This window comes from Sporosarcina sp. So3-204 (assembly GCF_058068165.1).
In genome coordinates this window covers 1,380,092-1,392,851 of the sequence record NZ_CM176485.1, presented here as the reverse complement: position 1 = coordinate 1,392,851, position 12,760 = coordinate 1,380,092, and the positions used below count along the sequence as shown (strand labels likewise).

General features: G+C 36.4%; 12 protein-coding genes and 1 riboswitch. Of the genes, 1 reads left to right on the top strand and 11 read right to left on the bottom strand.

Going from position 1 to position 12,760, the window contains the following annotated elements:
• Positions 1–6: 6 nt before the first annotated feature.
• The 3 genes from AC3RV6_RS06685 to AC3RV6_RS06675 all read right to left on the bottom strand — a co-directional run bounded on the left by AC3RV6_RS06685 (position 7) and on the right by AC3RV6_RS06675 (position 3,243).
• Complete coding sequence (locus AC3RV6_RS06685; RefSeq protein ID WP_489748671.1) at positions 7–681, bottom strand: LysM peptidoglycan-binding domain-containing protein; 675 nt, start codon at positions 679–681, stop codon at positions 7–9.
• An 85-nt stretch (positions 682–766) separates the two neighbouring features.
• Positions 767–2,203 (bottom strand): RecQ family ATP-dependent DNA helicase, encoded by a 1,437-nt coding sequence (locus AC3RV6_RS06680; RefSeq protein WP_489748670.1) that lies wholly within the window; start codon positions 2,201–2,203, stop codon positions 767–769.
• Complete coding sequence (locus AC3RV6_RS06675) at positions 2,194–3,243, bottom strand: YpbB family protein (protein ID WP_489748669.1); 1,050 nt, start codon at positions 3,241–3,243, stop codon at positions 2,194–2,196. Before AC3RV6_RS06675 ends, AC3RV6_RS06680 begins: the two co-directional genes overlap by 10 nt.
• A gap of 305 nt (positions 3,244–3,548) precedes the next feature.
• Here AC3RV6_RS06675 and AC3RV6_RS06670 point away from each other — a divergent pair, with 305 nt between their 5' ends.
• The gene (locus tag AC3RV6_RS06670; protein ID WP_489748668.1) at positions 3,549–3,800 is read left to right on the top strand and encodes a 4Fe-4S domain-containing protein; all 252 of its coding nucleotides are present in this window, start codon (positions 3,549–3,551) and stop codon (positions 3,798–3,800) included.
• Positions 3,801–3,937: 137 nt separating this feature from the next.
• Here the strand turns inward: AC3RV6_RS06670 and AC3RV6_RS06665 are convergent, their stop codons facing one another.
• From AC3RV6_RS06665 to resA, 8 genes are all read right to left on the bottom strand, one after another.
• Positions 3,938–4,522 carry an ECF transporter S component gene (locus tag AC3RV6_RS06665; RefSeq protein ID WP_489748667.1) on the bottom strand — a complete coding sequence of 195 codons (585 nt, stop codon included), beginning with the start codon at positions 4,520–4,522 and terminating at the stop codon, positions 3,938–3,940.
• Positions 4,523–4,678: 156 nt separating this feature from the next.
• Positions 4,679–4,811, bottom strand: a riboswitch (FMN riboswitch).
• 76 nt (positions 4,812–4,887) lie between these two features.
• Positions 4,888–6,129, bottom strand: a complete 1,242-nt coding sequence (locus AC3RV6_RS06660; protein ID WP_489748666.1) for a hypothetical protein — start codon at positions 6,127–6,129, stop codon at positions 4,888–4,890.
• The gene (locus AC3RV6_RS06655) at positions 6,122–6,658 is read right to left on the bottom strand and encodes a sigma-70 family RNA polymerase sigma factor (protein WP_489748665.1); all 537 of its coding nucleotides are present in this window, start codon (positions 6,656–6,658) and stop codon (positions 6,122–6,124) included. Before AC3RV6_RS06655 ends, AC3RV6_RS06660 begins: the two co-directional genes overlap by 8 nt.
• Before the next feature lie 45 nt (positions 6,659–6,703).
• Positions 6,704–8,479, bottom strand: a complete 1,776-nt coding sequence (locus AC3RV6_RS06650; RefSeq protein WP_489748664.1) for an ATP-binding protein — start codon at positions 8,477–8,479, stop codon at positions 6,704–6,706.
• Positions 8,472–9,191 carry a response regulator transcription factor gene (locus AC3RV6_RS06645; RefSeq protein ID WP_489748663.1) on the bottom strand — a complete coding sequence of 240 codons (720 nt, stop codon included), beginning with the start codon at positions 9,189–9,191 and terminating at the stop codon, positions 8,472–8,474. Before AC3RV6_RS06645 ends, AC3RV6_RS06650 begins: the two co-directional genes overlap by 8 nt.
• Before the next feature lie 115 nt (positions 9,192–9,306).
• Positions 9,307–10,491 (bottom strand): c-type cytochrome biogenesis protein CcsB, encoded by a 1,185-nt coding sequence (ccsB, locus tag AC3RV6_RS06640; protein WP_489748662.1) that lies wholly within the window; start codon positions 10,489–10,491, stop codon positions 9,307–9,309.
• Positions 10,491–12,140, bottom strand: coding sequence for a cytochrome c biogenesis protein ResB (resB, locus tag AC3RV6_RS06635; RefSeq protein ID WP_489748661.1), 1,650 nt, complete (start codon positions 12,138–12,140; stop codon positions 10,491–10,493). The genes ccsB and resB overlap by 1 nt, the downstream gene beginning before the upstream one ends.
• Before the next feature lie 15 nt (positions 12,141–12,155).
• Entirely contained in the window at positions 12,156–12,701 is a 546-nt protein-coding gene (resA, locus tag AC3RV6_RS06630) for a thiol-disulfide oxidoreductase ResA (protein ID WP_489748660.1), read from the bottom strand.
• Positions 12,702–12,760: the final 59 nt, after the last annotated feature.

Below are 12,760 nucleotides of genomic sequence, written 5' to 3'. Positions count from 1 at the left end.
CTGCTATTAAGGTATGACGAGTTTGCTGCCTACAGTAATCTCATTCGATTTCAAACCATTTGCTTGCTTGATTTTATCAACACCATCACCATTTTTATAGTACTTCAACGATATGCGATATAAATTCTCGCCAGGTGCTACAGTGTGCGATGTTGCACCTATGACTGGTTTCGTTTCTGGTTTCGTTTCTGGTTTTAGAACGGGTTTTGGATCAGGCTTTTTTTCTGGCTCAGGCTCTGGTTCTGGCTCTGGTTCTGGCTCTGGTTTAGTGTCCGGCAATACTTCAGGAGCCGGATCTGGTTTTGTTTCGATGTCAGGACTGGCTTCAGTTTTTCCGTTACCATTATCGACTATATCTACTTCAATATCCGTTTTTTCCGATTTGCCACCAGAAGTATTTTTACTCGTTTCAAACTGGACAGTTGTATTATCAACATCTACCTCTTCATTTCCTTTAGGTTTATACCAATTTGAAATAACGAATATCAAGATACATACAGGAATTAAAGTAAATAAAACTAGTATTATATTAATAATATTATGACGAGACCTTTTTTGTGGCTTTCGCGCGCTTCTATGTAATTCAGCGCGAGATGTAATACTCGATTTAGCGCTTCTATCACCCAGATTTATCTCTTTGCGATGTTCTTCAAATTCGGATTTATAATCTTTTTTATCCATAATCACATTCTCCTATCACAATCATACCTATCGTTCCCTCTATTATGGCGAATTTTGTCGGAAAAGTAAACGGACATCCTACCTATCAACCCAGAAGTTGAGTTAGCCTTTCAGACCAATTAGTTAAATGTCTAATTGTATTATTAGTTTTTTCGTTTACAAGCCATTCTTCATTTATTGCTCCACAAACCGAGCAACAACATTTAGGATTTCTAGACAATTTCTCATCAAAGTAATCAAGTAATGCCTCACGAATACAACTATCCCCTTTAACAACTTCAAGCATTCTTTGTAATTGACGTTCCTTCTTCAATCTTTGTTCCTGAATTCGAAGAACTGTCTCTTCTAAGGACATTCTCTCAAGATAAAACTCCGTCACTCTTTTACCGGTCTCACTTAATCCAGCTAACTGTGCTGCTTCAGATTTCGGAACCAACTCTGTAACCAACTGACTGAAGATCCGTATTTCCTCTTCGTCTGGAATATCATCCTGAATAATGAAACGAGTCTTCCTTTCATCGTCCCCTGAATAAAGCAAGGTAGTTATCGATAATTCATCGTCACGACCTGCTCTACCAACTTCTTGCATATATCCAGCTATCGTTGAAGGGATATGTTCATGAATAATTTGTCGTATATTACTTTTATGTATACCCATTCCAAAGGCATTTGTTGCACAAATCCATTCAATTTCCCCTGTCAAAAACTGTTGTTGGATGAACGCACGATCCTCTTGTTCCATTCCGGCATGATAACTAGAAACAGAATTACCTTGTGCCGTAAGCTCTGCCGCTAATTCATCTGATCGTTTTCTTGATGAAACATAAATAATACCCGGCCCCATCGTTCTCTTTACCCTGTCACATATCCAATCGGTTTTAGCAGAAATTGATGGAAGCTTGTTAATCGCATAGGATATATTTGGTCGATCAAGTGAAGAACGATGGATAATTGGATTTTCTAGATGTAAATACTCTTTAATTTCATCAGTCACCTGAACGTTTGCTGTCGCAGTTAATGCTAGCAAATTTGGTCGATCTATTTGTCGTAAAAACTCACCTATCCTTAAATAGTCCGGTCTAAAATCAAAGCCCCATTGTGAAATGCAATGCGCCTCATCAACAACAATAAGTGCAAGTTTAATACTTTTTAATTCAGCAGAAACGATAGGTTGTAACAGCATTTCGGGCGAGATAAACACAAACTTATAAGTTCTTAAATTTGCTATTATTTGATTACGTTCTGAAAAAGAAAGAAATGAATTTAATGCAACGACACGTTTTTCTCCATGTTGCTTCATAATAGCTACTTGATCTTCCATCAGTGCGACTAGTGGAGATATAATGAGAACCGTTCCCTCCAAAGCATAGGCCGGTAATTGGTAACATAATGATTTACCACTGCCCGTCGGTAAAATGGCTATCGTATCTTTCCCTACAATAACATCTTGAATAACCGCTTCTTGACCTGGCTTAAATTCACTATATCCAAATTTATTTCTTAATATATCTTTTATGTCCACTTCGAAACCTCCTCCGATTGCGAACTTAAAATTAATCGTAACTGAAAAAAAGAGAGTGTATTGAACTCTTCTTTTAAAATTTTTAAACGCTTTGTCCTAAGTTCATTTACCTTAACAAGTACAGCTTCTATATCGGTTTTCGCAACAAATTGCTCAATCGAGAAACTAGGATCATTTGCCGCAATTTCTACGAAATGATCCTCAATTGTACTAATCTTCAAATTACGTATTTTAGATATTTCTTCTATAGACAAGCCTTCAGCTAAATAAAAGTTTGTCCGCTTAGAAGAATCGGTCAAATAAGAAGTGACTTTTATGTTTTCCGTTATTTTTCTTAAAAATGCAAAATCAGTTGACGTTTCAATCACATCAAGTAAAAGATGTAGACTTTCAATAAAATAAAGATAGACGGATGTAGTTGTGATATGTAGCTGTTCAGCTAATTGGTCCCATGTCCACCCTGTTATTTCAAAACCGCCTAATCGATGCGTCAAAATACTTTTCTGTATATCTTTCATGCCACTTCTATCTATCAATTGTTGTATTTCAATCATAAATTCACGTGAGAAAGATGGCTCAGATATCGGTTGTCTAAACAAAAGTTTTTTTACAAACTGTTGAATCTCAATATTTTTTTGAATTGGTAAAAATGATTTCTCTCCTGCCTTAAAGTTTGATATCGTTTGTACGACTAGTGAAAGTCTTTCAAAAAACAGAATTTCATTCCCTCGATAATTAAATCCATTAAAACGAAAGTCATAAATTGATTTAACAGTATTCCGGCCATTCTCCGTCAGATGCACAATAGAGTCTTGGTCTATTAAAATCAAATTGGCATTTTCTAAAAAGTTTGCCGCTTTATCATATGTGTCTACTTTTAGTTTAGGTAAAATAGAAAAAAAGTCTCTTAAATTGTAATTATCAGCGTCTTGTAATGTTTGGCCAGAACGCTTACCCCTCAAAAGGTGGAGTCCCGCATAAATTGTTCGTTCACCGTCAAGTTTACATATAATCTTTAATAATAGAGATGAAAGTTCCATAATATATTCCTCTTTTCAAAGAAAAGTTGTTTTATGTTGAAAATTCCTACGAATTTCATTAGAATAGAGTCGGAGCAAGAAGTATAAATACGTCTCAGCGGAATTGCGGTCAGAGCTTAAGTCTTCGTGATACAGATCCGACAGCCTTTGCTTCAAGACACGTCGTTCCAAGCCCGAGTTGATCTATTCAGCCTGGGTTTGAAATACTTACTGAATTCAGGGAGACTATGCATTCATACCGTCACTTATTGAAGCAGGGACTTCTACTGGATTCAGCTAAACGGTAAAAAAGAGGAGATACGAACATGCCTAAATACACAATTGTCGATCAAGATACATGTATCGCTTGCGGAGCTTGTGGAGCTGCAGCGCCTGACATATACGACTATGACGATGACGGAATTGCATTTGTTATTCTAGATGATAACATGGGTACTGCAGAAGTACCAGAAGAGCTATTGGAGGACATGGAAGATGGTTTTGATGGTTGTCCAACTGACTCAATCAAAGTCGCTGACGAGTCTTTTGATGGCGACGCATTGAAATTTGAAGACTAATCAGAAAAGCCATTACGCCAAGACTGTTTTTCAATTTTCCAAGCTAACATAAACGAGATATAGTTAAAGGGTCGCTCTAGAATTCTAGAGCGACCCTTTATTATTTAAACATGCAAAAAAGGAATATGAACATTATATCAATCAAACATTAATTTATTTCTTTGTAGCTCAATCCATTGTTTCATCTTATTAAATAAAAGGATTGAGAGTGTTGCTAAAATAACACCTTTTATTAAGTTAAAAGGTAATATACCAAGTACAATCATAGTGTATAATGCATCACCTGTTACTGGCGGCATATTTAAGAAATATGTGTACATCGGTAAAAACACAACATAGTTTAAGAAGCTCATCCCAAAGGCCATTACCCCAGTACCTGCGATTAACCCAATTGTTAAGCCTTTTGCATTTCGGAACTTATTAAAGATAAAATAGATTGGTAAAATAAATAAAATACCCGTTGTAAAGTTAGCAATTTCACCGACTGGAACTCCAGTTGGACTTCCACTAAAAAACCAATGCATAATATTCTTAATTGCTTCAACTGTAATTCCAGCTACAGGTCCCAATGTCATTATTGCAAGTACTGCGGGAATCTCGCTAAAATCAAATTTCAAAAAACCTGGTAAAGCTGGTAATGGAAAATTAAATTGCATCAAAATTGTAGCGATACTTCCAAGCATTGCGACGACAATCATCTTACGTAATTTCTTATTATTCAATTGTTCCTCTCTCCTTGTGCGATTCACTTCTAAAGAGGAAAGGTCGGTTCGTCTTCGTTAACAACAAAAATCCCCATAGCAATTAAGCTTTAGGGAGTTACAAGGCACACTTAAACAAGCGTGTTATTTGTGAGTTGAACAAATAGACGTCCGCGCCTCCACCTTCTCCCATCCAGACTATACTGTCGGCTCTAGAATCTCACTAGAATCAGCTGTTAAGCTCGCGGGCTCGAAAATATAAATTTTCATTACCGCCGGTCGGGAATTCCACCCTGCCCCGAAGATGAATCAATATTTTTTTGTACATTATTATCATATACAATAAAAAGTACTTTGTAAACTCTTTAAGTCTACAAAGTACTTTTTCATTTTAATAATAACGGAATATTATTCGGTCCAATCGGCATTGGAAGTGGTTTACTAAAATCAAAGTCATACCACTCAACCTGAACTACGTTCTCAAATTGTACTTGTTTATCAAAACTTGCTGCAGTCAACAAAATACCATCTACAAGTTGTCTTGCCTCTTTAGGATCCATTGAATCTAAATCCAACGGTTTACGAAATTTTATCTTAGTCAATCCACTATTAACATCAACTATAACTTCAAATGAGATAGAATCCGGAATGACGGGTGAAAATATATCATTTGGTTTTATTCTCATCTCCTGAAGCGCTTCTTCAAGCGTCTCATAAGAAAATGCAAAATTAGACGACAGATATTCATTCCCATCTTCTTGCTTAAATAAGTAGTAATTATTATGATTACTACCACTCTTCAATTGCATCGGTTTACTAGGTTCCCCAACTTGATCAAATTCAGTTGAAGTGCCATTCTCATTTTCAAATTTGATTTCCTTGAAACCATAAAATGTATCATGTAGCGTTCCAAGGTAGACTGACATCGTTGCAGAAGCAACATCATAACCATGTCCATTCGGTAAAATATGTGCAAGCGAATCCTTTCTTCCAACTAATTCACCTTTATATGGATGGTAGTCATTAAAACCAAGGGCTTCTTCATCTAAATTGTTTGCATACATCTTATACAAATCCAAGCTTGTAGGTTCTGACTCCCCAAAGTCCTCAACGATCTGCTCTCTAGGTATAATGAACGTAACAGGAAGACTGGATGCAGCATCACTTGCAAGTCCAAGATGGAAGACTACCCCATCCAACACATCTTTATTATAAACAGCCGGGAAATAATTTGTTCCATTAGCCCTAGTATAAAGAGATGATGATTCAGCAGCAAAACTCGCAGATTCTTCTTCTGATGTATTCATATCTGAACTATCGCTAAGCGCTTTATTTTCAAGAGCTGAACCCGCATCTTCATCGTTCATTACTGCAGTTGAGTCTGATGCTTGATCCAAACTGTTATTATTCATAAGGAACATGGACGGCAGCAAAATACTGAAAATGAGCAATGCAGCGATAGCAACGATCGCAGGTATCCATTTACCAATCTTCTTCTTAGGTGCGTCATTTATTTGTTGTAACTTTAACCTCTTGAGCACAACTTCTTTAGATCGCGTATCTGTTAAATCTGGCATATCAAGAAGGATTTTCTCAATCTTTTTATCAGACCAATCCTTATTATTCATCGTCCATCATCCTTTCCACTGGGAAAGCATTTAGTTTATCTTGCAGTGATTTAATTGCTCTATGCTGGGTCGTTTTAACTTTCCCTTCTGACCAACCAAGAATTTCTGCTGATTCAGTTATAGACAGATCATGAATATAACGCATATGGATTACCATTTTCTGATCTCCTGTACAAGTGTCTAGTGCTTCCAATACCTTCTTCATATCATCGTTCATGATAACTTTAATATCTGGTTGTATAGCATCAGAAATGAGTTCACTTTTCTCCCAGTCAAATTTATCAAAATCACGCTTTCTACGCACTGCACTTTTCCTGAAATAATCTATCGCAACATTCTTTGCAATAGAAAATAACCATGTCTTTTCAGAACTCTTCCCTTCAAAGTTATCATAAGCACGAAGAACTCTCACATATACCTCATGCGAAAGATCCTCAGCCTGGTCACGATCCCTAGTTAAGTAAATCAAAAACTTAAATAGATCGTGATGATACTCTTCATACAACCGATGGAAAACAGAGTCATCCATATTATCCCCTCGTTCATTCTATTAGTCGTTTGTCTTCTAGAAAAGTTACACTTTTTTTATTGGAAGCGTACAAGTCATAATTGTACCTTTTTCTTCCCCACGAGAAGCAGAAATCATTCCACCATGGGAATCGATTATATTTTTAGCGATTGCGAGTCCAAGTCCAGTCCCGCCTTTACCACGCGTTCTCGCTTTGTCAGCCTTATAAAACCTCTCAAAGACAAACGGTAAATCTTCTTCAGAAATACCAAAACCTGTATCAGAAACAGTTAATTGACACATATCTTTATATTTATGTGCACTAAGAGTCACACTACCACCATCAGGTGTATGCCGGATCGCATTATCAATTAAGTTAGTAAATACTTGCTCAACACGATCTTCATCGATTGGACAAACAATCTCTTCCTTAGGATATTCAAAAATTAACGCGACATTCGCATCTCGTGCAGCTTGCATGAACTTGTTCACTATTCTCTCTAAAAACAAAATTAGGGAGACATCTTCTTTATAAAGAGTCATATGGCCGGATTCCATACGAGCAAGATCTAATAAGTCGGTCACAAGACGACCCATCCGTTTAGATTCCTCATGTATTATTTGAATCATTTCATCTCTTTCTTCATCACTTGTCGTTACGCCATCCAGAATCGCTTCACTATAGCCTTGAAGCATAGATATCGGCGTTCGGAGTTCGTGAGATACATTAGCAATAAAATCTGAACGAAGCTTATCTAACTGATGCTGGTCAGTCATATCCCTTAGAACGGCAACCGCTCCTCGAATGCTATTCCCACTATACAATGGGCTAATTGAAATATTATAAAATTGACCACCAAGTTCTAATTCATCTTCAACTTCTTCAGAAAAAGTAACTACATGGTCTAACATATGAAATAATTCAGGTGGAATCGCTTCATTAGGGGACCCTGTTTTAAAAAACCAGTTTTGTAGTAGTCTTTCTGCTTGGGGATTACTTCTTAATATTGTGCCATCCCTATTAAACGTAATTACCGCATCAGTCATTGATGTAAGTATACTTGAAAGTTGCTCTTTTTCCTGACTGATTAATTCAACATGATATTTAAGTTGACTTCCCATTTGGTTAAAAGCTGTAGATAACTGTCCAATCTCATCATTTTGCAAGTATGGTAAACGTGTATCAAAATTACCCTTTGACAATTCAAGTGCGGCCTGTCGTACTTTTCTAAGTGGTGAGGTAATTCTAGTTGACAAGAAAAAAGCAAAAATTGTCGTTAAAATAAAAGCTATAAACGCTGATAAAAAAACAATATTGGTAGTTCTTTTAGTAGTTGCACGAATGGCTTCCAGACTTTGATAAATATATACAGTACCACTGATTCCAGAATCAGTAGTGAAAGGATCTGCTAAAACTATGTACTTCTCCAATACACCATCTTCAGATATTGAAGGCAAAATCATTTCTTTAATTACTTGATTCTCAGAAATCTGACTTAATGACAGTTTTTTATTCGATAATATTTCTTTTTCAATCTGTTTCTTATTTAAACCTTTATGAAATGTATGTATTACTTTTCCGTCATCACCGACAATAATTGCATTCGTTTCATTATCTAAAATATCAAGCACAATTAGAGGCATTAAAGATTGTACTTCCTGTTCTAAAACAACTTTACCAATCATGGCTGCTTCTCTTCTAAGTGTTTCTTCAGCTTGCTCACGATGGAAGTTTCCAAGGAACTCTAAAAGTAAGGCCGTTACAATAAACAATATAAAAGCAACGAGAAGCAATATGGTTGCCCATAGCTTCCCGACGATTGAATTCCATATTCTATTCATTGTGAGCCTCGAATTTGTATCCGACACCCCAAACTGTAACTATCATTTTTGCAGAGCTTTCAGATACCCGACTTAGTTTTTCACGAAGTCGCTTAACATGTGTATCTACTGTACGAAGATCCCCAAAGAATTCATAATGCCAAACTTCTTTTAATAGCTGTTCACGATCAAATACCTTATCAGGTGATTTCGCCAAGAAATATAATAATTCGTATTCTTTTGGCGTCAAATTAACTTCTTGTCCTTCAGCAGTCACGCGATGAGCATCATGGTCAATTGTAAGCTGTGGAAAAACGACCAAGTCTTTCGATGTTGAACCAGTAGCCACACCAGGAAATGTCACCGACCTACGTAACATAGCTTTTACTCTTAAGACTACTTCACGAGGACTAAATGGTTTTACTATGTAATCATCTGCACCTAATTCAAATCCTGTTACACGATCTGATTCTTCGCCTTTAGCAGTAAGCATTATTACAGGCGTCATATTTTTATTTTCTCTTAAATCTTCTAATACTTCCAAACCGTCTTTTTCAGGCATCATCTGGTCAAGTAAAATACAATGGTAATCGGTTTCATAAGCTTTTTCAAGCGCCTCTAAACCATCAACTGCTTCATCCACTTCATAACCTTCACGCGTTAAGTACATTGTTAGTAAGCGGCGAATTCTATCTTCATCATCTACGACTAATATCGATACTTTTTCTTCCATTATTTACTACCCCTCTTCTTTGACTGGCTTGTTCCTCTATTGTACAACTAGTCTATTCTAAAAAGAAATAAAAGACCGTACGGACATCTGTTTCCGCCCGTACAGTCTTAAATTTTTATGCGTATGAATGTAAGCCTGCTAGTATTAAATTTACAACAATTAAGTTGAACATAATAATGACGAATCCAATAACTGCAAGCCATGCAGATTTCTTACCTTCCCAACCACGAGATATTCTTAAATGGAGAAACGCGGCATAGAAGAGAAACGTAATAAGTGCCCATACTTCTTTTGGATCCCATCCCCAGAATCTTGACCATGCCTCATGCGCCCAAATCATGGCAAATATAAGTGCGCCAAGTGTGAACACAGGAAAGCCGATTAGAACTGAACGATAAACTATTTCATCCATTAATTGCGAATTAGCTTTCTTAGCAAGGGGTTGAAATAATGCAGCAATCGGCTTTCGAATAATAAGTCTAATCAATAGGTAGAGCACAATCCCAGTTATTATAGACCAAACTAATGTTGTTAATGTTTTAGCATTTACAATCGCTGGCATTTCAACAAGTGGTGTCATTGCATCTGGAGTTAGTGAAACGTATTCATTCAAACCGAAAAGTGGCGGATAGTTGTACACCATTTTTGCTTGTACTTCATCTTTAGTAACATACGTAAATTCAGCCTCGTATCCTGCGACCGAAAAAGCAGTTGAAGATAATATAAAACCAAGCGTCAATACAAGTACAAACATAACCGACTCCAGCCAAAATGCTGATTTCGATTTTTTCGTTGTATCTACATTTTTAAGTAGATACACAAGCCCAGCAACCGCACCAATTGCAAAAACAGCTTGGCCAAGCGCGGCTGTACTAACGTGTACATATAACCAGTAACTATTTAACGCTGGGATAAGTGGTGTAATTTCAGTCGGAAACATACTTGCATAGCCAATTATGATAATCGCAATTGGTAAAGCAAATAATCCAAGTGATGGCGTTTTATATAAGTAGAACAATAAAATAAAAGCCCCTACAAGCATCATTGCGAATGCAGTTGTAAACTCGAACATATTACTAAGTGGCGCATGTCCTGCAGCAGCCCATCTAGTAAAGAAGTAGCCCAAGTGCGTAATAAATCCAATAATAGTAATAACAATCCCAATCGAACCAGATTTACTCTTATGATAGGTTTGAGTAGATTTTGAACCCTTTACCGCTCCGCCAAAAAACACCGTTGCAATAAGATAAGCAAAAAATGAAACGAGCAATAAATTTGCGCTTAATGATGCTAAATCCATTAGTTAAAGTCCCCTTCCTGATCTTTCATTTCAGACTCGGTATCTTCACGGTCTTCATAGTCAGGTAAAATAGCATAATCTTTTACTTCCTGCATTTCTTTTTTCAAATAAAACCAATTTTTATTCGTGTGACTTGCAACAAGTAACTCATTACCTTCACCTTTTTGAATCCACATTCTTCTATGATTCCAATAAGAACCCATTGTGACACCAATCATAAAAATAATGCCTCCGAGTAGTAATACGTAAAGTGTTTTATCTTTTCTCACAGTAAGTCCAGACATATCACGGGTTTCTGCGCTTAGGAAGTTCACTTTGTAATCATTTACTTCCCCTTCAACTGTGCGTTTAATCTCAACTAAACTCTTTTCGCCATCAGGTTTAGCCGGCGTGACCATATTGAATAAAAATGCAGGGTTATTCGGAATTGGTGATTTCGTTATTAATTCACCGTCTTTTAACCCATCAAAATCTGGATAATATTCCTTTATCTCTACACTTGCACCGTTTCCAAGGTCATAAAACGAGACAGGATCAATTAGATCAACAGTGAATTCACCTAATGATTTTTCTGACGCTTTTTCAGTCAGCTGAAATGTCATAGATTTCAACTCATTTTGTCTGTAATCCATTTGAAATACATTATACCCCTCAAATTTAAGAGGCTTATTTACAATAATCGATTCATCTTTAACAAATTCTATATTCTCTGTTAAACCAGGCACTGCACCTTCTGGATCCTTGTAAAGTGAAACATTCGTTTGATAATTCTTGGCAATCGTTCCTATGCGTTCTAATGCCTCGCCAAAAACTTCCGAATCTTCATCAGTATAATTTTCAAGAATAAATTCTTTATTTTCCAAATAATAACCAGGCGCACCTGGTATAGCTAGTGTATCTCCTTCACGAAGCCACAATGTTTCATCCACATAAAAGCCAGGAATACCTCTTAGCAGTATTCCAAATAAAAATAGAATTAAACCAATATGGTTTATATAAGGGCCCCATCTTGAAAAACGATTTTTCTCAGCTAAAATAGCGCCATCTTCAATTTTCACATTATACTTTAGCTCTTTTAACTTTTCTTCAGCTTTTTTAAGAGAATCATCAGCATTTACGACTTCGCCGATACCATAAATTCGTTGCCTTTTCATAAATGATGAATGCCTTTTAGTACGTTGTATTTTTAAAGATTTATACAGCGGAAAGAAACGGTCAACGCTCGCAATTAGGATTGAAGTACCTAACATTCCCACAAGCGTTATAAACCACCAGCTATTATACATATCATAAAAACCGAGTTTATAATAGACGACACCCGCAACACCATAAAGTCTTTCATAGTAAGCTGCAATATCAATATCCGAAGTAGCTGGAACATAAAGTTTTTGTGGGAAAAGTGTACCAATTGCAGAAGTTGTAAGAACTGCAATAATAATACCAATCCCTATTTTCACACTAGAAAAAAAGTTCCATACTTTATCAATAATTGTGCGCTTATATGTTTGTGACCTACGCGCTGAACCTTCATAACGCATATCAACAATTTCGCTATTTTTCGCTTCTTCTGTTTGCGGCCTTCCACATCGCTCACAAAGCACTGTGCCGAAAGGATTTTCATGGCCACACTGGCATTTGATTTTGCTCATTTTCAAATTATCTCCTTACTTGGTTTGAATGCTTTCAAGGAATGAACGTATTTCATCTTCAGACATTCCCCGTGTTATAATATCCTCGATTTTCCCATCTTTATTTATTAGGAATGTTGTGGGAATCGGTTTAATATTATACATTTCTTTTACACTCTCTGTTTTATCAAGCACTATTGGAAATGTTAAACCATACTGTTCTTTAAATTTTTCAACTTGTAAATTTGAGCCTTTTAGGTTTATCGTCAAGATATTAGCGCCTTTATCTTCAAACTCATGGTAGAGCTTCTCCATATGTGGCATTTCTTCTTTACAAGGCGGACACCAAGTCCCCCAAAAATTAAGAAAAACACCTTCACCCCTATAATCAGAAAGCTTATGTTTATTTCCTTCTAGATCCATTAGTTCAAAGTCAGGAGCCATATCTCCAACTTCTAACACATTAACTTTTTGCCTTGAAGCAATTGTATAGATAATAGCAGAGGCAAGAAGTACAAGGACGACTGTCCTAATGATAAGCCTACTTTTTCTTTTTTTTATCATTTGAGCTTCTTTTGACATATACAACTCTTCCCCCTATAACCATAATCCTTTTTAAGTATAGCAAAAATCAATTAGCC

Excerpts from the sequence above, each read along its gene's own strand:
- AC3RV6_RS06645 (WP_489748663.1), bottom strand. The coding sequence starts at position 9,191 with ATGGAAGAAAAAGTATCGATATTAGTCGTAGATGATGAAGATAGAATT.
- AC3RV6_RS06650 (WP_489748664.1), bottom strand. The coding sequence starts at position 8,479 with ATGAATAGAATATGGAATTCAATCGTCGGGAAGCTATGGGCAACCATA.
- resB (WP_489748661.1), bottom strand. The coding sequence starts at position 12,140 with ATGAGCAAAATCAAATGCCAGTGTGGCCATGAAAATCCTTTCGGCACA.
- AC3RV6_RS06685 (WP_489748671.1), bottom strand. The coding sequence starts at position 681 with ATGGATAAAAAAGATTATAAATCCGAATTTGAAGAACATCGCAAAGAG.
- AC3RV6_RS06670 (WP_489748668.1), top strand. The coding sequence starts at position 3,549 with ATGCCTAAATACACAATTGTCGATCAAGATACATGTATCGCTTGCGGA.
- AC3RV6_RS06660 (WP_489748666.1), bottom strand. The coding sequence starts at position 6,129 with ATGAATAATAAGGATTGGTCTGATAAAAAGATTGAGAAAATCCTTCTT.
- AC3RV6_RS06655 (WP_489748665.1), bottom strand. The coding sequence starts at position 6,658 with ATGGATGACTCTGTTTTCCATCGGTTGTATGAAGAGTATCATCACGAT.
- AC3RV6_RS06675 (WP_489748669.1), bottom strand. The coding sequence starts at position 3,243 with ATGGAACTTTCATCTCTATTATTAAAGATTATATGTAAACTTGACGGT.
- resA (WP_489748660.1), bottom strand. The coding sequence starts at position 12,701 with ATGTCAAAAGAAGCTCAAATGATAAAAAAAAGAAAAAGTAGGCTTATC.
- ccsB (WP_489748662.1), bottom strand. The coding sequence starts at position 10,491 with ATGGATTTAGCATCATTAAGCGCAAATTTATTGCTCGTTTCATTTTTT.